The organism is Pseudomonas sp. BF-R-26, from assembly GCF_019947395.1.
In the GTDB taxonomy this organism is placed as follows: Bacteria; Pseudomonadota; Gammaproteobacteria; order Pseudomonadales; family Pseudomonadaceae; genus Aquipseudomonas; species Aquipseudomonas farris.
Window position 1 is genome coordinate 42,373 of sequence record NZ_JAGYGK010000012.1, and the last position, 23,581, is coordinate 65,953.

The following is a 23,581-nucleotide window of genomic DNA, read 5'->3' on the forward strand; positions in this document are numbered from 1 at the left end:
GAGGCTTGCCCGCGAACCCCGGCGAATGCCGGGGGCAACGAACCTGATGGAATATTTAAAGACATGAGCGACCTACAACTCGACCCGCAAGCCCTGCAACAGGAAGAAAACTCCCTGATCGCCCTGCGCAAGGAAAAGCTTGCTGCCGAGCGCGCCAAGGGCAATGCCTTCCCCAACGACTTCCGCCGCGACAATTACTGCGAAGATTTGCAGAAACAGTACGCGGACAAGACCAAGGAAGAGCTGGCAGAGGCTGCGATCCCGGTCAAGGTGGCGGGTCGCATCATGCTCAACCGTGGCTCGTTCATGGTGATTCAGGACATGACCGGGCGGATTCAGGTTTACGTCAACCGTAAAACCCTGTCCGAAGACACCCTGGCCGCGGTGAAAACCTGGGACATGGGCGACATCATTGCCGCCGAAGGCACCTTGGCGCGTTCCGGCAAAGGCGACCTGTACGTCGAAATGACCAGCGTGCGTCTGCTGACCAAATCCCTGCGCCCGCTGCCGGACAAGCACCACGGCCTGACCGACACCGAACAGCGCTACCGTCAGCGTTACGTTGACCTGATCGTCAACGAAGATGTGCGCCAGACCTTCCGCGTTCGCTCGCAAGTGATTGCACACATCCGCAGCTTCCTGATGAAGCGTGACTTCCTGGAAGTGGAAACGCCGATGCTGCAAACCATTCCAGGCGGCGCGGCGGCCAAGCCGTTCGAGACTCACCACAACGCGCTGGACATGGAAATGTTCCTGCGTATCGCGCCTGAGCTGTACCTCAAGCGCTTGGTAGTCGGCGGTTTCGAGAAAGTCTTCGAGATCAACCGCAACTTCCGTAACGAAGGCGTTTCGACTCGTCACAACCCTGAATTCACCATGCTGGAGTTCTACCAGGCTTACGCCGACTACGAAGACAACATGGACCTGACCGAAGAGCTGTTCCGCGAACTGGCTCAGCTGGTTCTGGGCAGCACCGACGTGCCTTACGGCGACAAGGTGTTCCACTTCGGCGAGCCGTTCGTGCGTCTGTCGGTGTTTGACTCGATCCTCAAGTACAACCCTGAGCTGACCGCTGACGACCTGACTGACATCGACAAGGCCCGCACCATCGCCAAGAAGGCCGGCGCCAAGGTGCTCGGCTTTGAAGGTCTGGGCAAGCTGCAGGTGATGATTTTCGAAGAGCTGGTCGAGCACAAGCTGGAACAGCCGCACTTCATCACCCAGTACCCGTTCGAAGTGTCGCCGCTGGCTCGTCGTAACGACGAAAACCCGAACGTCACCGACCGTTTCGAACTGTTTATCGGCGGCCGTGAAATCGCCAACGCCTACTCCGAGTTGAACGACGCGGAAGACCAGGCTGAGCGTTTCATGGCGCAGGTGGCCGACAAGGACGCCGGCGACGACGAAGCCATGCACTACGACGCCGACTTCGTTCGCGCATTGGAGTACGGCATGCCGCCGACTGCCGGTGAAGGGATCGGCATCGACCGTCTGGTGATGTTGCTGACCAACTCACCGTCGATCCGCGACGTGATCCTGTTCCCGCACATGCGGCCACAAGCGTAAGTGTTTCAATTAAAAAGCCGCCTATAACAGGCGGCTTTTTATTGCCTGTCTGGTACAAACGTATCAATTGGTTACTTTTGACGTTTAGAGAGGAATACCTGTCGTGAATCGTGCAATTGCTCAAGAAGGTGCAGCGGGTATCGCCACTGCGGTCGCTGAAAGTGTTCAGTACCAAGGCCGCAAAGCCAGCCGACAGGGCAGTGAACAGCGTCGACAGGACATTCTTGACGCGGCGATGCGCATTGTCGTGCGCGATGGCGTGCGGGCCGTGCGACACCGTGCAGTGGCCGCTGAAGCGGGTGTGCCGCTGTCGGCCACTACGTACTATTTCAAGGACATCGATGACCTGCTCACCGATACCTTCGCCCAATACGTGGAACGTAGCGCGGCATTCATGGCCCGGTTGTGGGCCAGCAACGAAGGCCTGTTGCGTGAGATGGTTGTCAGCGGCGATGGCACCCCCGAGTCCCGTTCACAGCTGGCGGACGATATCGCACGGCTGATGGCTGATTATGTTCATCGGCAATTGATCAATCGCCGCGAGCACTTGATGGCCGAGCAAGCCTTCCGCCAGGAAGCGTTGCTCAACCCGCGCCTGGCGTTGTTGGTGCGCTCCCATCAGCAAATTCTCCTGCAGGGCACCTGCCAACTTTTCGAAGTATTGGGTTCCCGTGAACCACAACAGGATGCCAAAGTGTTGACTGCGATTATCGGACGGATGGAATATCAGGGCCTGCTCAACGACGCCGAGCCTGTTGCCGAAGAGGAAATGCTCGGCATCCTCAACCGCTACATGCATTTGGTGTTGGCGTCGGTGTAACCCCTGAGTGGAAGCTAACCCCTGTGGGAGCGAGCCTGCTCGCGATGACGGTCTGACATTCAACATCTCTGTTGCCTGACACACCGCCATCGCGAGCAGGCTCGCTCCCACAGGGGCCGGCGTTCACTTGAGGTTGGTGTTGTGTTCATAGGGAGTGTTGAATGAAAGCCTGGCGCGTCGTTGTGATCGCCTTGTCGATCCTGCTGCTCAGTGGCTGTCTGGTGACTTTCAAGGAGCCGCTGCCCGCCAGCGAGCCCGCGCCCAAAGGGCTGCTCGGCAAATGGACCAGCACCAACGCCTGGGGCGAGCCGATGAACCTGGAACTGACGCGCATCGGCGACAATCGCTATCAGGCGGTCAGCTACTTCAAGGCCAAGCCCCATGAGCGTGAAGCCTATCCCTTCACCGTGTCGCGCCATGGCAATCGCTGGTACCTGTCGGCGAAGGTGCCGGCGCAGTTCGGCGGGAATTTCACCATCACCGGTTTCGAGCTCAATGATAAGCACGAACTGGTGGTCTACAACCTCGACCTCGAGCAGATCAAACAGGCCATGGGCCAAGAAGCCCTCAGTGGCCAAGGCTTCCGGACCGATGACGGCGACGGGGTGTTGATCAACAACAGCCTGGATCAGGTGTTCGCCTACCTCGATGATCCGGCCAATTCCGATGTTTTCGTCGAAGCGGTGCGTTACCAGCGCCTGGCCAAAACCAAATAAACCCAGCACGTAACGGTTTTACTACAGGAGTTTCGGGTGGACGAATACCAGCAGACGATACGCATTTTGTCCGATCGCATAGTGCTGGCGCAGACGCCGATTCGCGTTCTGGATGCGGTCAAGTGGGACGACAGCATTCGCAAGGGGTTCTTCAAAGGCAAGGGCAAGGAAATGCCGGCCGTGGACCGCGACTATTACCTCAATCGACCGCTGGCATTTGATTCCAGCAAAGTGAAGCTGGAATTCCAGAACATCGAGCGCGACATCACCCGCCAGCTCGGCCAGTTCAACCCGGTCGGCCAGATCATGCGCCGCATGTGCAAGGAATACCGGATGGTGGTGCGCATGCTCGAAGCGCGCGGCACCGAGGATTTCGGGCTGATTTCCCAGGAATTGTATGGCGCGGCGTCCGATGCGTTTCACGCCGGCGACCCGACCCTGGCCGACCTGGGCCTGATGCTCTCCGATTACCTGAACAACATCGATGGCCGTGGCGACCTCAAGGACGAACCGAAACTTCTCACCGCCAAGGAAGCCGTCGACCTGCTGCAGCATCGGTTGAACAAGGTATTTGGCGAGGCCGAGGAAACCATTCGGGTATTCGAGTCCGACGGGATCGTCGCCGATGCGGCGGCCGGCGCCGACTACATCAAGATCCGCGCCGACGCGATGTTCAACGACCGTGACGTGCGTGCGCTGGAAGTCCACGAAGGGCTCGTGCATGTGGGCACCACGCTCAACGGCCTGAATCAGCCGATCTGCACCTTCCTGTCCAAAGGCCCGCCGTCGTCCACCGTGACCCAGGAAGGCCTGGCGATCCTGATGGAAATCATCACCTTTGCCTCTTATCCGAGCCGCCTGCGCAAACTGACCAACCGCACCCGTGCCATTCATATGGTGGAGGAGGGCGCGGACTTCTTGCAGATCTACGATTTCTTCTGTGAGCAAGGCTTCGAAATGGCCGAAAGCTACGGCAACGCCAGCCGGGTTTTCCGCGGCTCGGTGCCGACCGGTCTGCCATTTACCAAAGACTTGTCCTACCTCAAGGGCTTTATCATGGTTTACAACTACATTCAGTTGGCCGTGCGTAAAGGCAAATTGGAGCAGATACCGCTATTGTTTTGCGGCAAGACCACGCTGGAAGACATGCGGACCTTGCGCCAATTGGTGGACGAAGGCCTGGTGGTACCGCCCAAGTACCTGCCCGACCAATTCCGCGACATGAACGCGCTGTCGGCCTGGATGTGTTTCTCCAACTTCCTCAACCACCTGAGCCTGGACCGGATCGAAGCGGATTATTCCAATATCTTGTGAGCAATAAATCCCCCTGTGGGAGCGGGCTTGCCCGCGATAGCGATGTCACAGTCATCATTAATGTTGAATGCTAAGCCGCCATCGCGGGCAAGCCCGCTCCCACAGGTAAGTCATTTATCACAGGATCGTGTTTCAACCCTATTTTCGCGAGGCTTCACCGGATGAGAATCCTCGGCATCTTTTGTCTGCTCCTGGCCCTCGGCGGTTGCGACTCTCTGCTGTTCTATCCCGAGCCCGGCCAGCCGTTCACCCCGGCAAAAGCCAAGCTCGAATTTCGCGACGTCACCCTGACCACCGCTGACGGCCTCAAGCTGCATGGCTGGTGGTTGCCGGCGAAAAAAGGTGTCGAGGTCAAAGGCACGGTGCTGCATTTGCACGGCAACGGCGGCAACCTGGCGTGGCATTTGGGTGGGAGCTGGTGGTTGCCGGAGCAGGGCTATCAAGTGTTGTTGGTGGACTATCGCGGGTACGGCTGGTCCGAAGGTAAACCGGCGTTGCCAGCGATCTATCAGGACATCGATGCCGCGTTCAAATGGCTTGACCAGGCCCCGGAGGTCAAGGGCAAGCCGCTGATCCTTCTCGGTCAGAGCCTTGGCGGTTCGATGGCCGTGCATTTCCTGGCCCAGCATCCCGAGCGCCAGCGGCAACTCAAGGCTTTTGTGCTCGATGGCGTGCCTGCCAGCTACCGCGATGTCGGGCGTTTCGCCCTGAGCACGTCATGGATGACATGGCCGTTCCAGGTGCCGTTGTCCTGGTTGGTGCCGGATGGCGACAGCGCGATCCATTCCATGATGCAGCTCAACGGCGTACCGAAGCTGATCTATCACAGTATCGATGATCAACTGGTGCCCCTTTCCAATGGCATCCGACTGTATCAAGCTGCGCCGCCGCCGCGAGTGCTGCAACTGACCCGGGGCGGTCATGTGCAAACCTTCGCCGACCCGGTCTGGCGAAAAGTCATGCTGCGCTACCTCGAAGACCCGCAGCATTTCAACGGCCTGCGCCGCCTGGGTGAAGTCCCGAATTACCCGGCACCCCCGAATTCTGAAGATGAACCACCAGAGAGTCCGCAATGAGTGAAGAACGTAACGCTATCCCGCTGATCATCACCGGTATTTGCAGCATCCTCGGCACCGTTGGCGCCCTGTGGTGGTACGGCTACCTGCACTTCGCCAAACCCGAAGATGCGCTGCTGCTCAGCGACTTCACCATGCTCAAGACCGTGCCAGGCGAAGACTATAAAGTCTCCCTGGAACCGGCCCCGCAAGTGGCCCAGTGCATCGATGGCGTGCTGGTGCTGTTCGACACCGACCAGAAAGGCCTGACCGGCGTGCTGATCAACAGCAAGAAAAAAGCCGTGCGCTGCATGGGCCAGGAAACCCCGCAAAAACTGCAACCGTAACCCGCCCGAAAAGATCGCAGCCTTCGGCAGCTCCTACATTGACCGAGTACACCCGCGACATCGCGGCATATGCAACTTTGTAGGAGTTGCCGAAGGCTGCGATCTTTTGATCTTAAAAACGAAAGCCCCGTCTGATCAATTCAGGCGGGGCTTTTAAGTATCAGCGTGGTCAGCTTACTTGGCGCTGATCGCCGAGCGCGGGACGACCGGCTGGTTGTCGTTGGAAATGGTCACTTCCACCCGACGGTTCATTGCGCGGCCCGAAACACTGGAGTTCTCCGCAACCGGGTATTCCTTGCCATAACCCTGGGCCACGATACGCGCCGGGTCGACACCCATCTTGATCAGGGCCACTTGCACCGAGGTCGCACGACGCTCGGACAGCGACTGGTTGTACGGCGCTGAGCCGGTGCTGTCGGTGTAGCCTTCGACAATCACTTTGCGGTCCGGGTTTTCCTGAAGGAACTGCGCCAGTTTGTTGATATTCACCAAACCGTTGGACTTCAGGTCCGCCTTGTTGGTGGCGAACAGCACATCACCAAACGTCACCAGCGTGCCGCGATCGGTCTGTTTGGCGTTCAGGCTGTCTTGCAGCTGTTTGATCTGCTGGTCGCGGGCATCCAGACGAGCCTGGGCCCTTTGTGCCGCGGCATTTTTCAGGTTGTTCTCAGCGGTGCGCAGGGCGATGGTCTGCTTGGCCACTTCAACACGCTGATTGGTCAGGTAAGCCAGTTGGTCGACCTTGGCCTGGTCTTCCTTGTCCAGGTAAGCCTTGTCGGCCTTGTCCAGGTATTCGCTGGCGTCTTTGGTTTCCAGTGCCGCAACTTTGCTCGCTTGCGGGTCGGCTTGCAGGCCGGTGTAGTTGGTACGGGCTTGTTCCAGGTTCGCGTTGGGCGGTGTGGAGCAGGCAGCCAGTGCGACGCTTGCGGCCAGGAGAGCGGGGATCATCAATTGTTTGCGCATAATGGTTCGTCCTTTCTATCGATAAGAGTTTCAGGTCTGGAAGTCGGGATGCGCGCTTACTGCACGGGGCGCTGACTTTCCTGACGCAGTTCCTGAACACCTTTCTGGGAGTCCTTCACAGCTTGTTCGGCTTTCATCGCCTGGGCCTTGCGCTCGGCGACACGGGCATCCCACTCGGCTTGCTCGGCCAGGATTCTGGCTTCGTCATACTTCTTGTCGTGCATGGCGATTTCGGCTTGTTTGAGCTTGTCCTGAGCGGCCTTCATTTCCACGGCGGCGAATTCGGTACCGCCGGCGCTGACGGCACTGTTCACGGCGGATTGGGTCACGGCGTATTGCTCGCTCGGCGGGTTACCGGCGCAACCGGCCAGAACGAAGCTGCTGCCGATGGCCAGGGCCGCCAGTTTGAGACCGCGCAGGTGGGTGAACGAGGATGGGGCAGTGCTGGTCTTCATGGTCTTCAACTCCATTGGATAACTCCTGAAAAACATCTGAATCCATCCTGGGCAAGGAGCCGCAACCTTCAATTTCCAGAGCATTCTTAAACGGCCGTCCCAGGCGTGGTTATTGGGTTGACCCAAAGTGTTTTTCAAAAGTTCACAGAAGATGGCCTATCGCCCGAAAAAACCTGATCGAGCAGACAAGGCTCTAAACCGGTAATTTTAGCGATGTGTAGCGGTATGCCCGAGCATTTCATGGCCCGGGAACACTCATATTGAAGGATGAATGCGATCAAACTGTGGGAGCGAGCCTGCTCGCGAAAGCGTCAGTAAATCCAGCATTGAGGATGGCTGATCCACCGCTTTCGCGAGCAGGCTCGCTCCCACAGGTTCTAGTGTTTTTGCTTGTCGTTATCGTCCGACAAATCGTGTAAATGACGACGGGACAAGGCTAGAAAGCGCGGCGTCGCTCCAACGTCTTCGTACAGCGGATCCCCTTCTTCGTCAGTGGCCACCACCGTTGACCCTTGCACGTACGGAAAACTCGCTTCGAGCTCTTCCAGGGCGGCGCCGATCAACTCGCCGAGCAGTTCTTCAGGATGCCGTTTGGGGTACATCTCGATAATCGCCGCCAGCCGTGCGGCGGCTTCCACGTCCAGACGAATCGTGTAGCCCGAGTCGGTCAGGCGACCCTTGGCGTTTTCTTCCCAATGCTTTGCGAGCTCGCGGATTTTCATAATAACCTCATTGCGCACCTGCTCGTGGCAGGCCGGGTGAGTCTCCGGCGGTGGCCGGCGGCAAGCCGTTGTACGGCTTATTATTGAGACTAGCGTCAGTTGAAGTCCCTTAGTCGTCCGCTTGTAAGAAGCGCTTTACGACGGCACTCTCTATCAGAGCCTCTAATAACCAAGCATAGCCGCCCGGATTTTCGCTGGAGAACTGCTGATGACCGATATTGATGCACGCTTGCGCGAGGACGTTCACCTGTTGGGTGAGCTGTTGGGCAACACCATTCGTGAACAGTACGGGGACGACTTTCTCGACAAGATCGAGCAGATCCGCAAAGGCGCCAAAGCCGACCGTCGCGGTTCGATGGACGCTGAACTCAGCGCCAGCCTCAACCAGTTGAGCGAAGACGAGTTGCTGCCGGTAGCGCGGGCGTTCAACCAGTTCCTCAACCTGGCCAATATCGCCGAGCAATATCAACTGATTCACCGCCGCGAAGAGTCGCAGCCCGAGCCGTTCGAGGCCCGGGTGTTGCCGGAACTGCTCGCTCGCCTGCTGACTGCGGGCCATGACGCCGAGTCTCTGGCGCGGCAATTGGGGCGGCTGGAAATCGAGCTGGTATTGACCGCGCACCCTACCGAAGTGGCGCGTCGCACACTGATCCAGAAGTACGACGCGATCGCCGCGCAACTGGCCGCGCAAGACCACCGTGACCTGACCACCGCCGAACGCGAGCAGATCAAGACGAAGTTGCAGCGCCTGATCGCCGAAGCCTGGCACACCGAAGAAATCCGCCGTACCCGCCCGACCCCGGTGGACGAAGCCAAGTGGGGCTTTGCGGTGATCGAGCATTCGCTATGGCAGGCGATTCCCAATTATTTGCGCAAGGCCGATCGGGCTCTGCATGCCGCCACCGGCCTGCACCTGCCACTGGAGGCCGCGCCGATTCGCTTTGCCTCGTGGATGGGCGGCGACCGCGACGGCAACCCCAACGTTACCGCCGCCGTGACCCGCGAAGTGTTGCTGCTGGCGCGCTGGATGGCCGCCGATTTGTATCTGCGCGATGTGGATCATCTCGCCGCCGAGTTGTCGATGCAGCAGGCCAGTGACGAGTTGAAAGCCAAGGCCGGCGACAGTGCCGAGCCTTACCGCGCAGTGCTCAAACAATTGCGTGAACGCCTGCGCGCGACCCGTAATTGGGCCCACGCATCCCTGGCGGCAACCACGCCAGCGTCGGCCGATGTGCTGCAAAACAACCGCGACCTGCTGGACCCGCTGGAGCTGTGCTACCACTCGCTGCATGAATGCGGCATGGGCGTCATCGCCGATGGCCCGTTGCTCGATTGCCTGCGCCGTGCGGTGACCTTCGGGCTGTTTCTGGTGCGCCTCGATGTGCGCCAGGACTCGTCTCGCCACACGGCGGCCATGACCGAAATCACCGATTACCTCGGCCTGGGCCGTTATGAGGACTGGAGCGAAGAAGAGCGCATCGCCTTCCTGATGCGCGAACTGAACAATCGCCGGCCGTTGCTGCCGGCGTACTTCAAGGCGTCTGCCGACACCGCCGAAGTGCTGGCGACGTGCCGGGAAATCGCCGCGGCACCGGGGGCTTCCCTCGGTTCGTATGTGATTTCCATGGCGGGTGCCGCTTCCGACGTGCTGGCCGTGCAATTGCTGCTCAAAGAGTCCGGCGTATTGCGGCCGATGCGCGTGGTGCCGCTGTTCGAAACCCTCGCCGACCTCGATAACGCCGGCCCTGTGATCGAAAAACTTTTGCTGCTGCCGGGTTATCGCTCGCGCCTGCAAGGGCCGCAGGAAGTGATGATCGGTTATTCCGACTCGGCCAAGGACGCTGGCACTACAGCGGCGGCCTGGGCCCAGTATCGGGCGCAGGAGCGTTTGGTCGACATCTGTCGCGAGCAGCAAGTGGAGCTGCTGTTGTTTCACGGTCGCGGTGGCACCGTGGGCCGTGGTGGTGGCCCGGCGCACGCGGCGATTCTGTCGCAGCCGCCGGGGTCGGTGGCGGGGCGTTTCCGCACCACCGAGCAGGGGGAAATGATTCGTTTCAAATTTGGCCTGCCGGACATCGCCGAGCAAAACCTCAATCTGTACTTGGCGGCGGTGCTGGAGGCGACCTTGTTGCCACCGCCACCCCCTGAGCCTGCCTGGCGCCATTTGATGGACGAATTGGCCGCCGATGGCGTCAAGGCTTACCGCGCCGTGGTGCGAGAAAATCCGCAGTTCGTCGAGTATTTCCGCCAGTCGACCCCGGAACAGGAGTTGGGGCGTTTGCCTTTGGGCAGCCGCCCGGCCAAGCGCCGCGCTGGCGGGATTGAAAGCCTGCGCGCCATTCCGTGGATCTTCGGCTGGACCCAGACGCGCCTGATGTTGCCGGCCTGGCTTGGCTGGGAAGCGGCATTGAGCAAGGCGCTGGAGCGTGGCGAAGGTGAGTTGCTGGGGCAGATGCGCGAGCAGTGGCCGTTCTTCCGTACCCGCATCGATATGCTGGAAATGGTGCTGGCCAAGGCCGACGCCGATATCGCCCAATCTTACGATGAGCGCCTGGTCGAGCCGGATCTGCTCCCTTTGGGGGCGCATTTACGCGACCTATTGTCGCAGGCCTGTGCGGTGGTCCTGGGGTTGACCGGTCAGTCGCAGCTACTGGCACATAGCCCAGCCACCCTTGAATTCATCCGCCTGCGCAACACTTACCTCGACCCGCTGCATCTATTGCAGGCCGAACTGTTGGCACGTTCGCGGCAACAGGATGTGGCCCAAGGCAGCCCGGTAGAACAGGCGTTACTGGTGTCTGTGGCGGGGATTGCCGCCGGTTTGCGAAATACCGGCTAAGGTTTTCATCGTGGGGGACAGGCACCCGGCGCGAGCGTCGAGTGCCTGCTGGCGAGCGGTCGAAAAGGTCTGTCACGCGACAGTTAATGATGGGGTTGCGACTTGGGTTACCCCTTCGCGGGGTCTCATCAGGCGCGGGTTTCTCCGACTTTCGGCGGCTTGTGTGGGCAGGGCCTGCTGTGTATCTTGATCAGCCTTTGGCCGTTTGGGCGGTCGCGATCCTATTTTTGAGATTGGCCCCAAGAGGCGAATCTGACGTTATCTATATAAAAAATTGAGGAGCACATCGATGCGCGTCATTCTGCTGGGAGCTCCCGGGGCCGGTAAAGGTACTCAGGCTAAGTTCATCACCGAGAAATTCGGCATTCCGCAAATCTCCACCGGCGACATGCTGCGTGCTGCTGTAAAAGCCGGTACCGAGCTGGGTGTTAAAGCCAAAGGCATCATGGATGCCGGTGGTCTGGTCTCTGACGATCTGATCATCGCACTGGTCAAGGACCGTATCGCGCAGCCTGACTGTGCCAACGGTTTCCTGTTCGACGGTTTCCCGCGCACCATTCCGCAAGCTGAAGCGCTGGTAGAAGCTGGCGTGGAGCTGGACAACGTGGTCGAAATCGCCGTCGATGACGAAGAAATCGTTCAGCGTATCGCCGGTCGTCGCGTTCACGAGGCCAGCGGCCGCGTGTATCACACCGTCTACAACCCGCCGAAAATCGCCGGCAAAGACGACATCACCGGTGAAGAGCTGGTGCAGCGCAAGGACGACACCGAAGAAACCGTGCGTCATCGCCTGTCGGTCTACCACTCCCAGACCAAACCATTGGTGGAGTTCTACCAGGGTCTGGCCTCTGCGCAGGGCAAGCCGAAATACAGCCATATTCCGGGTGTTGGCTCGGTTGAAGTGATCACCGGCAAGGTGCTTGAAGCACTGAGCTGAAAAGTCTGATCGGCTTCATCTTCTACGGCCCGCTTGCGGGCCGTAGTTGTTTATACTGGCGCACTTTTTCTGACCTCTCTTACGGAAACATCGATGAGCACCTTGCTGGCCCTGGACACCGCGACTGAAGCTTGCTCCGTTGCTTTGCTGCATGACGGCAAAGTCACGAGTCATTACGAGGTGATCCCGCGCCTGCATGCGCAGAAGCTACTGCCGATGATCCAGCAACTGCTGGCCGATGCCGGCACCACGCTGCAAGCGGTCGATGCCATTGCGTTCGGCCGTGGACCGGGCGCGTTCACCGGTGTGCGGATCGCTATCGGCGTGGTGCAAGGTCTGGCATTTGCGCTGGATCGCCCGGTGTTGCCGGTCTCCAACCTCGCCGTACTTGCCCAACGGGCCTATCGCGAACATGGCGTCAGCCAGGTCGCGGCGGCCATCGATGCGCGCATGGATGAGGTGTATTGGGGTTGCTACCGCGAAACGGCGGGGGAGATGCGGTTGGTGGGCAACGAAGCGGTATTGCCACCCGAAGTCGCCGCATTGCCGGCCGATGCCAGCGGCGAGTGGTTCGGCGCGGGCACCGGTTGGGGGTATGCCGAGCGCATTGCCGTCAACCTGAGCGGGCAGGACGCGGGCATGCTGCCCCACGCCGAAGACCTGCTGACCCTGGCGCGTTTTGCCTGGGAACGCGGCGAAGCAATCGTGGCCGATGAGGCGCAGCCGGTGTATTTGCGCGATAAAGTTGCGACGCCCAAAGCGCGTTAATTCCTGTGGCGAGGGAGCTTGCTCCCGTTCGGCTGCGGAGCAGTCGTAGAACCTGATGGCGCGGTGTACCTGACTGCGCTTGGGGGCAGCTTCGCAGCCCAGCGGGAGCAAGCTCCCTCACCACAAAGTGTTCCAACCGCAGCCAATCGTCAGTTTTCTACCAGCCGCTTTTAAACCTTTTCGCTTTTCTGTGTTCTAGTTATCACTCGGCAGTTTGCGAAGTGGGCTATGTGCCACTAAGCTGCCATCACTGATACCGGACATGTACTCATGCGTATAGACGGCGTTTCCTCCCAGTCCTACCCCATCAAGCGCAAGCCCCGCAAAGGCCCTGTGGCGGATGACGACTACGTCGATATCGACGGCGAGCTGGAATTCCCTACCGAAGAGCAATTGGCCGCCCGCGCCGCCAAAGCTTCCGCGCAACGTCTGAGCAATCTCCCCGCTCGTCAACAAGACATGATTTATCACCGCGCCATGAGCAAAAGCGTGGCGATGGCACTGGCCAGTTACCTGAGCACCGCCACTTTTGTCGATTGGGATGCGGATGTACTGGGTCTCGACCTGTACATCTGATGTTGCAGCCTTACTACCTCGGCTGCCCGTCCTGGAGTGAAAACGCCTGGCGCGATTACTTGTATCCACAAGACGCCAGGCCCGCCGAGTTTCTCAATCTTTATTCTCAAGTGTTCAACGCCGTGGAAGGCAATACGACCTTCTACGCGAGCCCCTCTGCCGCCACAGTGCAGCGTTGGGCCGAAACCATGCCTGAACACTTTCGCTTCACCGCCAAGTTCCCCGGCGACATCAGCCATAGCGGTGACCTGCGCGAACAACTGACCGCCGCCGAAACCTTCCTGCAATTGCTCAGCCCTCTGGGTGAGCGGGTTTCTCCCCTCTGGCTGCAATTGTCCAAAAGCTTCACCCCTCAACGCTTGTCCGAGCTGGCCGGTTTTATCGATGCGGTGGACCGGCCCTTGGCGGTCGAAGTGCGGCACGATGAGTTCTTTGCCAAGGGCGATGCCGAGCGAATGCTCAATCGCCTGTTGCTGGACCGCGGTGTCGAGCGCATCTGTCTCGATCCGCGAGCGCTGTTCAGCTGCACATCGACCGATCCTTCAGTGCTTCACGCCCAATCGAAAAAGCCCCGGGTGCCGCCTCGTCCTGCTGCGTTTACTCAGTTTCCACAGGTGCGTTTCATCGGCCATCCGCAGTTGGAAGCCAACGATCCATTCCTGGTGCCGTGGGTCGAAAAAATCGCAGTCTGGATCGAAGAGGGCCGCACGCCCTATATCTTCCTGCACACCGCCGATAACCTGCTGGCGGCAAAACTCGCACAACGTTTTCACGCACAACTGATGCTGCGTTTGCCTGGCTTGCCGCCGCTGCCTGAGCTATACAGAGAGCCCGCCGCCGAGCAACTTGGCTTGCTCTGAAGCGGGTTTTCCTCTTTTCAGGAGCCTGCCAATGGATGCGCAAACCCTTCGAGCCCAGGCGTTCAAAGCACTGCACGAACGCGAGGGCGCTTTTGTCATTCCCAACCCTTGGGACGCCGGCTCGGCGAAAATGCTCGCCAGCCTTGGCTTCGAGGCGCTGGCGACCACCAGTGCCGGTTACGCCTTTTCCCGGGGCCGTCCCGATGGTGGGTTGACGCTCGACGAGACCCTGGCGAACGTTGAGGCGATTGTCGCGGCCACCAATCTGCCGGTAGCGGTGGATCTCGAAAACGGTTTTGCCGACGCCCCCGCCGACTGCGCTCAAAGTATTGTGCGTGCGGCAAAGGTCGGTGCGGTCGGCGGTTCGATCGAAGATGCCACCGGGCGTGAGGACGGTCCGATCTACTGCTTCGAGCATGCCGTGGCGCGTATCGAAGCGGCCGTCGCGGCAGCTCGCAACTTGCCTTTTCCCTTCGTACTGACGGCGCGTGCCGAGAACTATCTGCACGGCAATCCTGACCTCGACGATACCATTCGCCGCTTGCAGGCATTCGCCGAGGCGGGGGCCGACGTGCTTTACGCACCGGGCCTGCGCAGCGCTGAAGAGGTCTTGGCGGTGGTCCGCGCCGTGGCGCCGAAACCGGTTAATGTGTTGATGTCCGGCGGGCTCAAGCTGACGGTCGAGCAGTTGAGTGAAATGGGCGTCAAACGCATCAGCGTCGGTTCGGCCCTGGCCTTGGCGGCGTATGGCGAGTTCTTCCGCGCCGCCGAGGAAATCCAGCAACACGGGACCTTCGGCTTTACCTCCCGGTCGATGCCGTTCCAGAAGGCTAATCAATTGTTCAAGGGCTGACGATGCGGTTTCGGTGGGGGCTGTTGCTGGTGCTGTTGATCATCGGCGCTGCCGGGTTGAGCGTCTGGCGCGGCTGGGTTTCCATTCCCCCGCAATGGAACCCATGGGCGCCGCTGGACGTAAAGGCCGAACCGAACCTGCTGACCCGCTACAAACTGATGCGTCTGCGCGATGATCCGCAGTTATGCGACCACGCCCTGAGCAGCTCCGGGTTACGTGTAAGCCATCAGGTCGACAGCCCGGACGCGGCCTGCCCGTTGACCAACACCTTGCGTGTGCAAGGCGGCGAGGCGGCGCTGAGCAGCAGTTTCCTCGCCAGTTGCAGTCTGGCGGTAGCGTTTGCCTTGTTCGAGCGCCACGCCCTGCAACCGGCGGCTCAGGCTGTCTACGGGCAGGCTGTGAAACGGGTCGACCATCTCGGCAGCTTCGCCTGTCGCAACGTTTACAACCGCGAAAACGGCAGACGCAGCCAGCATGCCACGGCCGATGCGCTGGATATCAGCGGATTCCGGCTGGCGGACGGTCGATTCATCAGTGTGCTCAAGGATTGGCCGAAGGATAACCAGGACGCGAGATTTCTCCATCAGGTTCGCGACGGCGCCTGCGACATGTTCAGTGTGGTATTGAGCCCGGACTACAACGCCGCCCATCGCAATCACTTTCATGTGGATGTCGGGCCGTGGTGGCGGTGTCGCTGAGGGTTACGCGGCGATGCGCAGGTTCTGCAGAACGATCGGGCGTGCCCAGCCGTTATCGAAATCGAATTGTTTTTGTTGCTCCACCAGCTCTTCGGGCGAGAACGGCGGGAATGGTTTGTCCAGCAGGTCGAGCTCGAACTCGGCGATCGGCAAGTGCAGCGGTCGCGCTTGCGGTGCGGTGCCAGGCTCCGGCAGTGGGCGACCGGCGGTGAGCACAATCGGGCGTACCCAGCCGCTGTCGAAGTCCTGTTGTTTCTGTTGCGCGACGATTTCTTCCGGCGGGAACGGCGGGAAAGGTTTATCGGCCAGGTCCATTTCGAACTCGGCAATCGGCAGGAACAGTGGTTCGGGTGGGCGGACTGGTGTTTCCATCACATCACATTCGCGCTGGGAAATGATGTGCGCCAGCAGCTCGCTGCCAACGGTCGGTTCGACCGGGCTGTCGAGATCAACCGGCGGGAAGGTGCCAGACACGGGCACGACATCGCCCGACTGATCGGCCAGGGCCTGGGCAAAAAAATCCTGCCACAGGTGACTGACGCCGCTCAGTGCTTGGGAATTTCGCAGGCCAAAATCGCCGTGGGGCGAGATGTAACCTATCGATGTGCGTTGAATGTCTGACATTTCTCTCGGTCGACGCTCAGCTCTGGCAAAATGCTCGATAGTTTGGTTATCGGCCGTTTTTGCCGATCATTAATTTTTTGAGCGTGTTTTCCCATGATTGAGCAACCTGCGGCCTGCCGCATCCATGTCGAGGCCTTGGGCACGACCTTTCAGCCACAGGCCGAGCAATGGGCCGAGCGCCTGGGGTTGCCGTTGCAGGTGGATGACGGCGAGTTTGCCTTGCAGGTGGGCGAGCAGGGGTTGCAGCTGCAGCAACTCGGGCCGGACGCACCGGGACCGGTGCGGGTGGATTTCGTTGAAGGTGGCGCGGCCCATCGTCGGTTGTACGGCGGCGGTAGCGGTCAGATGATCGCCAAAGCGGTCGGCGTCGCCCAAGGCGTGCGCCCGCGCGTGCTGGACGCCACGGCGGGGTTGGGCAAGGACGCGTTCGTGCTGGCCAGCCTGGGCTGCGAGATGAGCCTGATCGAGCGCCAGCCGCTGATCGGCGCGTTGCTGGAAGATGGCCTGGCGCGCGGCGCGGAAGATTTCGACGTGGCGCCGATCGTGGCGCGGATGCGTTTGCTCAAGGGCAATTCGATCGAGGTGATGCGCAACTGGGAAGGCGAGCCGCCGCAGGTGATCTACCTCGACCCGATGTTTCCCCATCGTGAGAAAACCGCGTTGGTGAAGAAGGAAATGCGCCTGTTCCGGCCGCTGGTAGGCGATGACCCGGATGCGCCGGCATTGCTCGAAGCGGCGTTGGCCCTGGCCAGTCACCGGGTAGTGGTCAAACGCCCACGCAAGGCGCCGTGCATCGACGGGCCGAAGCCGAGTCATGCGCTGGATGGCAAGTCCAGCCGATACGACATTTATCCGAAGAAAGCGCTCAAGCCCTGATTCGATACTGATCGTTCCCACGCTCTGCGTGGGAATGCCTCAATGGACGCTCTGCGTCCGCTTCGAAAGGGGCGCGGAGCGTCCCGGGCTGCATTCCCACGCAGAGCGTGGGAACGATCATCAGACCGACTCCGGCCGATAAGCCCGCATAAACAACCCCACCACTTCCCGCACATGGGCTTCAGCCGCATCCCCGGTCACCGGCTCGCCGCAGCCATACAGCAAGCGGAAATTCCCCGCGCCCTTGAGCAGGCAGAAGAAATGCTCTGCCGCATTGCGCGGTTTATCGATGCTCAACGCGCTGCTCTGATTGACCTTGGTCAACAACCGCTCCATGCCGTGCAGCATGCGTTCTGGCCCGGCCTCGAAGAAAATCAGCGAAAGTTTCGGGTCCTGGCTGCCCAGCGTCGCCATCAACCGGTGCAGGTTCACCGATTCGTCGCTGTTGATCAGCTGATGAAAACCGCGCGCGATGTTCAGCAGCACGGTTTCCACCGCAATGCCGTCCGGCAACTCAAAAAACAGCGTTGGCAGTTGCTCCTCGCACTTGGCCATCACCGCGGCGGCAAACAGCGTCTCTTTGTCATTGAAATGGCTGTAGACCGTCAGCTTCGACACGCCGGCCTCGGCCGCCACGGCATCCATGCTGGTGTTGGCGTATCCCTTACTCAGAAACAGGATTTTCGCCGAGTCGAGGATTGCCTGGCGCTTGGCCAGATCCTTGGGACGGCCCGGACCGCTGGGTGTTGAAAGATTGTTCGACATTCTTCGCTTTAATACTGGACTGGTGAGTTTGCTATTAATAACATACTGGTCAGTATAATTATTCCAAGCACCATTAGCGAAAGGTCCTTCTCCATGTTCCGCTATGCCTTGCCCCTCGCATTGCCGGTCAGTCTGGCTTTTTTATTGTCTGCGTGTGGCCATGAAGAGGCGCCTCAAGTCACCGTCCGCCCGGCCATGGTCGTACAGCCAGAGCCCTCGGCTCAGGCCATGGAAAGTTATCCCGGTGAAGTCCGTGCGCGCTATGAGCCAGATCTGGCCTTCCGCATTGGCGGCAAAGTCAGCCGACGACTGGTCGAGGAAGGTCAGCGGGTCAAGGCTGACCAGCCTCTGGCGGAACTCGATCCTCAGGACGTGCGCCTGCAACTGGAAGCCACCCGTGCCCAGGTCGCCGCCGCCGAGGCCAACCTGAGCCTGGTGCGCGCCGAGCGCGATCGTTATAAGACCCTGATGGAGCGGCAAATGGTCAGCCGTTCGCAGTACGACAACGCGGAAAACCTCTACCGCTCCGGTGAAGCACGCCTCAAGCAAATCAAAGCCGAATTCAACGTATCGACCAATCAGGCCAGTTACGCGGTGCTGCGCGCGCCCCAGGATGGCGTGGTGGCCAAACGTGCGGTAGAAGTCGGGCAAGTGGTCGCGGCCGGGCAAACCGTGTTTACCCTCGCCACCGATGGCGAGCGTGAAGTGTTGATCAGCCTGCCGGAGCAGAGCTTCGGTCGTTTCAAGGTCGGCCAGCCGGTCTCGGTGGAACTCTGGACCCAGCCCGATCAACGTTTCCCCGGACGCATCCGTGAACTGTCGCCTGCGGCCGATCCGAAATCCCGCACCTTCGCCGCCCGTATCGCCTTTACCGCCGGCAAGGTTCCCGCCGAACTCGGCCAGAGCGCCCGGGTGTTCATCCAGACCGCCGATGTGGTGTCGTTGTCGGTGCCGCTGTCGGCGGTCACCGCGGAAAACGGTGCCACTTATGTGTGGGTGGTCGGCGCCAACAATACCTTGAAAAAAGCCCCGGTGCGGGTCGGTGCATTCGGTGAGAAAACCGTGCCGGTGCTCGAAGGCCTGAACGCCAGCGATTGGGTGGTGGCGGCCGGTGTTCATGTGCTTCACGACGGGCAGCAAGTGCGCCCGGTGGATCGCTCCAACCGCGTGGTCAATCTGGCGCACAAGGAGTAATCCCCGATGGGTTTCAATCTTTCCGAATGGGCGCTGCGTAACCGTCAGATCGTCCTGTTCCTGATGCTTTTGCTGGCCGTCGTAGGCGCGTTGTCCTACACCAAGCTCGGCCAAAGCGAAGACCCGCCGTTCACCTTCAAGGCCATGGTGATTCGCACCACCTGGCCGGGGGCCACGGCCGAGGAAGTGTCGCGCCAGGTTACCGAGCGTATTGAAAAGAAACTGATGGAAACCGGCGAGTACGACCGGATCGCTTCATTCTCCCGCCCGGGTGAGTCTCAGGTCACGTTCATCGCTCGGGATTCGATGCATTCGGTGGAGATCCCGGAGCTCTGGTATCAAGTCCGCAAGAAGATCAGCGACATTCGCCACACCCTGCCACCGGGCATCCAGGGGCCATTCTTCAACGATGAGTTTGGCACCACCTTCGGCAACATCTACGCCCTGACTGGCGAAGGTTTTGATTACGCGGTGCTCAAGGACTACGCCGACCGTGTCCAGATTCAGCTGCAACGGGTCAAGGATGTGGGCAAGGTCGATCTGCTCGGGCTGCAGGACGAGAAGATCTGGATCGAGCTCTCCAACGTCAAACTGGCCACCCTCGGGTTGCCGTTGGCGGTGGTGCAGCAGGCGCTTGAAGAGCAGAACGCGATGTCCACCGCAGGCTTCTTCGAAACCACCAGCGAGCGTTTGCAGCTACGGGTTTCGGGGAATTTTCAGACGGTCGATGAGATCAAGAATTTCCCGATCCGCGTGGGTGATCGCACGTTCCGCATCGCCGATGTGGCGAACGTTCGCCGTGGTTTCAACGATCCACCGGCGCCGCGCATGCGCTTCATGGCTGAAGACGCCATCGGTCTGGCGGTGGCCATGAAGGATGGCGGCGACATACTGATTTTGGGTAAGGCGCTGGAAGTCGAATTCACCCGAATCCAGAAGAACCTTCCGGCCGGCATGCAGCTGCGCAAAGTGTCCGATCAACCCGCCGCGGTGAAAACCAGTGTCGGCGAGTTCGTTCAGGTATTGGTGGAGGCGCTGGCGATTGTGTTGCTGGTGAGTTTCTTCTCCCTCGGTGTGCGCACCGGCATGGTCGTAGCACTGGCGATTCCGCTGGTGTTGGCGATGACCTTCGCCTGCATGTATTACCTCGGCATCGGCCTGCACAAGATTTCCCTCGGCGCGCTGGTACTGGCTCTGGGGTTGCTGGTGGACGACGCGATCATCGCTGTGGAAATGATGGCGATCAAAATGGAGCAGGGCTTCGACCGGGTCAAAGCCGCCAGTTATGCCTGGACCAGCACCGCGTTCCCGATGCTCACCGGTACGTTGATCACTGCTGCCGGTTTCCTGCCGATTGCCACCGCGCAATCGGGCACCGGCGAATACACCCGTTCGATCTTCCAGGTGGTGACCATCGCGCTGCTGGCATCGTGGATTGCCGCCGTAGTCTTTGTGCCTTATCTGGGGGAAAAACTCCTACCGGATCTGGCGAAAATTCACGCCGCCAAGCATGGCATCGGCGACGGCCAACCCGACCCTTATGGCACGCCGTTCTATCAGCGCGTCAGACGGTTGGTGGAATGGTGCGTGCGTCGGCGCAAAACGGTGATCGTCCTGACCATCGTGATGTTCGTCGCGTCAGTGGTGCTGTTCCGTTTCGTGCCACAGCAGTTCTTCCCGGCTTCGGGGCGACTGGAATTGTTGGTCGATTTGAAACTGACCGAAGGTGCGTCTCTGAGCAATACTGCCGAGGAGGTCAAACGCCTTGAGGGCCTGCTCAAGGATCACGCCGGGATCGACAATTACGTGGCTTACGTCGGTACCGGCTCGCCGCGCTTCTACCTGCCGCTGGATCAGCAACTGTCGGCAGCGAGCTTTGCGCAGTTTGTCGTGCTGGCCAAAACCATCGAGGATCGCGAAACCCTGCGTACCTGGCTGATCGAAACCCTCAACGAACAATTCCCGGCCTTGCGCTCGCGGGTCACGCGGCTGGAGAACGGCCCGCCGGTTGGCTACCCGGTGCAGTTCCGGGTGACCGGTGAGCACATCGAGGAAGTCCGCGCATTGGCCCGTAAAGTAGCGGCCAAGGTTCGCGAGAACCCACACGTTGCCAACGTGCATCTGGATTGGGAAGAGCCGAGCAAAGTCGTTTACCTGAACGTCGATCAGGACCGCGCGCGGGCGCTGGGTGTGAGCACGGCAAACCTCTCGGGTTTCCTGCGAAGCTCGCTGACCGGTGCCAGCGTCAGCCAGTACCGCGAAGACAACGAGTTGATCGAGATCCTGCTGCGCGGCACGGTGCATGAGCGCACCGAACTGGCGTTGCTGCCAAGCCTGGCCGTGCCGACCGACAATGGTCGCAGCGTGGCGCTGTCGCAGATTGCAACGCTGGAATACGGCTTTGAGGAAGGCATCATCTGGCACCGTAACCGCCTGCCCAACGTGACGGTTCGCGCCGATATCTATGGCAAGGAACAACCGGCGACGCTGGTGCAGCAAATCATGCCGACCCTCGATCCAATTCGCGCCGAACTGCCGGACGGCTATCTTCTGGACGTCGGCGGTACGGTGGAAGACTCGGCTCGCGGGCAGAACTCGGTGAAGGCCGGTGTGCCGCTGTTTATCGTGGTGGTGCTGACGTTGCTGATGCTGCAACTGCGCAGTTTCTCACGCACGGTGATGGTGTTTCTGACGGCGCCACTGGGGCTGATTGGTGTGACGCTGTTTCTGATGGTGTTCCGCCAGCCGTTCGGTTTTGTGGCGATGCTCGGGACGATCGCCTTGTCCGGGATGATCATGCGCAACTCGGTGATTCTGGTGGATCAGATTGAGCAGGATATCGCTGCCGGGCTTAAGCCTTGGCAGGCGATTATCGAGGCGACGGTGCGGCGGTTCCGACCGATTGTGCTGACGGCGTTGGCGGCGGTGTTGGCGATGATTCCATTGTCGCGCAGTGTGTTTTTCGGGCCGATGGCGGTGGCGATCATGGGCGGGCTGATTGTGGCGACGGCGTTGACGTTGCTGTTTTTGCCGGCGTTGTATGCGGCTTGGTTCAGGGTCAAGCAAGAGCCGGTCTGACTCTTTGGGGCGTGTATACGCAGCTCCACTGTAGGAGCGAGGCTTGCCCGCGAAGGTGGTCCAGGCTCCTACACATATTTCAGATCCGTCTGATATTGAGTCAACGTAGGTGCACTGGTGTACTCAAGACTCAATTTCGTGAGTTGTTGAGACACCAATAATGAAAAAGCCGCCCATGCTGAAGGGCAGATCCGACCCGGTGTTCGATCGTTTGGGGCAATCTCCCCACAAGGAACGCCTCTCGGACTACCTCGCACTGCTCAAGCCTCTGGACGATCAGGGGCGCTATCTTCCGTTCGATGAGTTGCGCTACCGCTGGGCGCCGGGGCTGGATTCGAATCTGTGCTGGGCCTTGGTCAAGAAAGCCCGGACCGCGCAGTATTCCAGCCTTTTGCCATTGGGCGAGCCCATTCAGTGGGGGAAATTTGTGCTGACCCCATTGGCCCAGAAAGCTGTTTCGGCCGTTGATCGACAAGCGACGACGGCAGCCCTTGAATACATGACCGGACAGATCGGCGAACGAGCGCATTTCAGCTATCTGCTCAACGATCTGATCGAAGACGAAGCCATCAGCAGCAGCCAGCTCGAAGGTGCAGCGACCACCACCCGCGTGGCCAAGGACATGCTCAAGCGCAAACGCCTGCCGCGTACGCCGGATGAGCGGATGGTCATCGGCAACTACAAGATGATGAACTTCGCTTGGGAAAAGCGTTATGACCCCTTGAGCATCGAACTGATCACGGCGATGCATCGTGTTGGCGTTGAAGGTATCGATGACCCGCAATATTCACCGGGTGCTTTCAGGATCAACGATGACGTGGTGGTGCAGGACGGTGAGGGCAACACTGTTCATACGCCGCCCCCCGCAGCGGGACTCGCGTCACGATTGCAGGTGCTGTCGAAGTGGATCAACCAGTCTCACGACGATCCCGATCAAGTGGATTACCTTCATCCATTGATCAAAGGTATCGCGCTGCATTTTGCGCTGGGCTATGAGCATCCTTTTCGCGATGGCAACGGTCGGGTCGCGCGGGCACTGTTTTACTGGTTCATGTTCAAGAATGATTTTTCGGCCTTTCGCTACATCGCGATTAGCCTGTTGCTGCGCAATGCGCCGGTGAAATATGGGCGCTCGTATCTGAATACCGAGGCCGATGATCTGGACATGACCTATTTCATCGACTTCCAGTGTTCAGTGATCTTCCGGGCAGTCAGCGCTTTTACTGAGGCTTATCGAAAAAGCCTTGCCTACACCGAAAGCTTTGATCGATGGCTGCTGGAGTCAGGTTTCTTCGACCAGCTCACCGAGAAACAGCGAGCCGTATACCAAGTGGCCAAGAGTGGAATGGCCAAGGAGTTCACGGCGGTCAATGTGAAGGAGAATCTGAACTGCTCTTACAACACCGCGTCGGCCACCCTGAACGGGTTGGTCGAGTTGAAGGTGTTCGAGAAAAGGAAGATGGGGCGCGAGTGGGTATTCTTTCTGCGGGCAGCGTCGATGATCTGATTTTCGTGGGAGCGGGCTTGCTCGCGATGAGGCTGTGTCAGTCGACAT

22 protein-coding genes are annotated in these 23,581 nt (G+C 59.8%); 17 read left to right on the forward strand and 5 right to left on the reverse strand.

Annotated elements, in window-relative coordinates; genetic code table 11:
* Window positions 1-63 precede the first annotated feature (63 nt).
* The 6 genes from lysS to KGB18_RS18890 all read left to right on the forward strand — a co-directional run bounded on the left by lysS (window position 64) and on the right by KGB18_RS18890 (window position 5,818).
* Window positions 64-1,566 carry a lysine--tRNA ligase gene (gene lysS / locus KGB18_RS18865; RefSeq protein ID WP_123719880.1) on the forward strand — a complete coding sequence of 501 codons (1,503 nt, stop codon included), beginning with the start codon at window positions 64-66 and terminating at the stop codon, window positions 1,564-1,566.
* Between the two features lie 103 nt (window positions 1,567-1,669).
* Window positions 1,670-2,386, forward strand: coding sequence for a TetR/AcrR family transcriptional regulator (locus tag KGB18_RS18870; protein WP_007897654.1), 717 nt, complete (start codon window positions 1,670-1,672; stop codon window positions 2,384-2,386).
* 161 nt (window positions 2,387-2,547) lie between these two features.
* Window positions 2,548-3,102 (forward strand): hypothetical protein, encoded by a 555-nt coding sequence (locus KGB18_RS18875; RefSeq protein ID WP_123498103.1) that lies wholly within the window; start codon window positions 2,548-2,550, stop codon window positions 3,100-3,102.
* Between the two features lie 36 nt (window positions 3,103-3,138).
* Entirely contained in the window at window positions 3,139-4,416 is a 1,278-nt protein-coding gene (locus KGB18_RS18880; protein ID WP_123360656.1) for a flavohemoglobin expression-modulating QEGLA motif protein, read from the forward strand.
* Window positions 4,417-4,577: 161 nt separating this feature from the next.
* Window positions 4,578-5,492, forward strand: coding sequence for an alpha/beta hydrolase (locus tag KGB18_RS18885; protein ID WP_123719879.1), 915 nt, complete (start codon window positions 4,578-4,580; stop codon window positions 5,490-5,492).
* Window positions 5,489-5,818 (forward strand): hypothetical protein, encoded by a 330-nt coding sequence (locus tag KGB18_RS18890; protein ID WP_123719878.1) that lies wholly within the window; start codon window positions 5,489-5,491, stop codon window positions 5,816-5,818. Before KGB18_RS18885 ends, KGB18_RS18890 begins: the two co-directional genes overlap by 4 nt.
* Before the next feature lie 174 nt (window positions 5,819-5,992).
* On the opposite strand, the gene KGB18_RS18895 is transcribed toward KGB18_RS18890, so the two are convergent.
* From KGB18_RS18895 to KGB18_RS18905, 3 genes are all read right to left on the reverse strand, one after another.
* On the reverse strand, window positions 5,993-6,781 hold the full coding sequence (locus tag KGB18_RS18895) for an OmpA family protein (RefSeq protein ID WP_123719877.1): 789 nt from the start codon (window positions 6,779-6,781) through the stop codon (window positions 5,993-5,995).
* A gap of 56 nt (window positions 6,782-6,837) precedes the next feature.
* Window positions 6,838-7,251: a DUF4398 domain-containing protein gene (locus KGB18_RS18900; protein WP_123719876.1), complete on the reverse strand. Its 414-nt coding sequence runs from the start codon at window positions 7,249-7,251 to the stop codon at window positions 6,838-6,840.
* A gap of 362 nt (window positions 7,252-7,613) precedes the next feature.
* Window positions 7,614-7,958 carry a pilin assembly protein gene (locus KGB18_RS18905; RefSeq protein ID WP_123360651.1) on the reverse strand — a complete coding sequence of 115 codons (345 nt, stop codon included), beginning with the start codon at window positions 7,956-7,958 and terminating at the stop codon, window positions 7,614-7,616.
* 208 nt (window positions 7,959-8,166) lie between these two features.
* Here KGB18_RS18905 and ppc point away from each other — a divergent pair, with 208 nt between their 5' ends.
* The 7 genes from ppc to KGB18_RS18940 all read left to right on the forward strand — a co-directional run bounded on the left by ppc (window position 8,167) and on the right by KGB18_RS18940 (window position 15,489).
* Window positions 8,167-10,797 (forward strand): phosphoenolpyruvate carboxylase, encoded by a 2,631-nt coding sequence (ppc, locus tag KGB18_RS18910; RefSeq protein WP_123719875.1) that lies wholly within the window; start codon window positions 8,167-8,169, stop codon window positions 10,795-10,797.
* A 289-nt stretch (window positions 10,798-11,086) separates the two neighbouring features.
* On the forward strand, window positions 11,087-11,734 hold the full coding sequence (gene adk, locus KGB18_RS18915) for an adenylate kinase (protein ID WP_007906266.1): 648 nt from the start codon (window positions 11,087-11,089) through the stop codon (window positions 11,732-11,734).
* 93 nt (window positions 11,735-11,827) lie between these two features.
* Window positions 11,828-12,502: a tRNA (adenosine(37)-N6)-threonylcarbamoyltransferase complex dimerization subunit type 1 TsaB gene (tsaB, locus tag KGB18_RS18920; RefSeq protein ID WP_123719874.1), complete on the forward strand. Its 675-nt coding sequence runs from the start codon at window positions 11,828-11,830 to the stop codon at window positions 12,500-12,502.
* 270 nt (window positions 12,503-12,772) lie between these two features.
* Window positions 12,773-13,078, forward strand: a complete 306-nt coding sequence (locus tag KGB18_RS18925) for a hypothetical protein (protein WP_123719873.1) — start codon at window positions 12,773-12,775, stop codon at window positions 13,076-13,078.
* Window positions 13,078-13,938: a DUF72 domain-containing protein gene (locus KGB18_RS18930; protein ID WP_123719872.1), complete on the forward strand. Its 861-nt coding sequence runs from the start codon at window positions 13,078-13,080 to the stop codon at window positions 13,936-13,938. The genes KGB18_RS18925 and KGB18_RS18930 overlap by 1 nt, the downstream gene beginning before the upstream one ends.
* Before the next feature lie 31 nt (window positions 13,939-13,969).
* Window positions 13,970-14,791: an oxaloacetate decarboxylase gene (locus tag KGB18_RS18935; protein ID WP_123719871.1), complete on the forward strand. Its 822-nt coding sequence runs from the start codon at window positions 13,970-13,972 to the stop codon at window positions 14,789-14,791.
* A 2-nt stretch (window positions 14,792-14,793) separates the two neighbouring features.
* Window positions 14,794-15,489 carry an extensin family protein gene (locus KGB18_RS18940; protein WP_123719870.1) on the forward strand — a complete coding sequence of 232 codons (696 nt, stop codon included), beginning with the start codon at window positions 14,794-14,796 and terminating at the stop codon, window positions 15,487-15,489.
* Window positions 15,490-15,492: 3 nt separating this feature from the next.
* Here KGB18_RS18940 and KGB18_RS18945 read toward each other — a convergent pair whose 3' ends face one another.
* On the reverse strand, window positions 15,493-16,113 hold the full coding sequence (locus KGB18_RS18945; RefSeq protein WP_123719869.1) for an energy transducer TonB: 621 nt from the start codon (window positions 16,111-16,113) through the stop codon (window positions 15,493-15,495).
* A gap of 93 nt (window positions 16,114-16,206) precedes the next feature.
* Between KGB18_RS18945 and KGB18_RS18950 the strand changes: the two genes are divergently transcribed.
* Window positions 16,207-16,989, forward strand: coding sequence for a class I SAM-dependent methyltransferase (locus tag KGB18_RS18950; protein WP_008012270.1), 783 nt, complete (start codon window positions 16,207-16,209; stop codon window positions 16,987-16,989).
* Between the two features lie 120 nt (window positions 16,990-17,109).
* On the opposite strand, the gene KGB18_RS18955 is transcribed toward KGB18_RS18950, so the two are convergent.
* Complete coding sequence (locus KGB18_RS18955; protein WP_123719867.1) at window positions 17,110-17,754, reverse strand: TetR/AcrR family transcriptional regulator; 645 nt, start codon at window positions 17,752-17,754, stop codon at window positions 17,110-17,112.
* A 93-nt stretch (window positions 17,755-17,847) separates the two neighbouring features.
* On the opposite strand from KGB18_RS18955, the gene KGB18_RS18960 reads away from it, so the two are divergent.
* The 3 genes from KGB18_RS18960 to KGB18_RS18970 all read left to right on the forward strand — a co-directional run bounded on the left by KGB18_RS18960 (window position 17,848) and on the right by KGB18_RS18970 (window position 23,533).
* Window positions 17,848-18,948 carry an efflux RND transporter periplasmic adaptor subunit gene (locus KGB18_RS18960; RefSeq protein WP_052967484.1) on the forward strand — a complete coding sequence of 367 codons (1,101 nt, stop codon included), beginning with the start codon at window positions 17,848-17,850 and terminating at the stop codon, window positions 18,946-18,948.
* Window positions 18,949-18,954: 6 nt separating this feature from the next.
* Complete coding sequence (locus KGB18_RS18965; protein WP_123719866.1) at window positions 18,955-22,026, forward strand: efflux RND transporter permease subunit; 3,072 nt, start codon at window positions 18,955-18,957, stop codon at window positions 22,024-22,026.
* Window positions 22,027-22,186: 160 nt separating this feature from the next.
* Complete coding sequence (locus KGB18_RS18970) at window positions 22,187-23,533, forward strand: Fic family protein (RefSeq protein WP_123719865.1); 1,347 nt, start codon at window positions 22,187-22,189, stop codon at window positions 23,531-23,533.
* Window positions 23,534-23,581 lie beyond the last annotated feature (48 nt).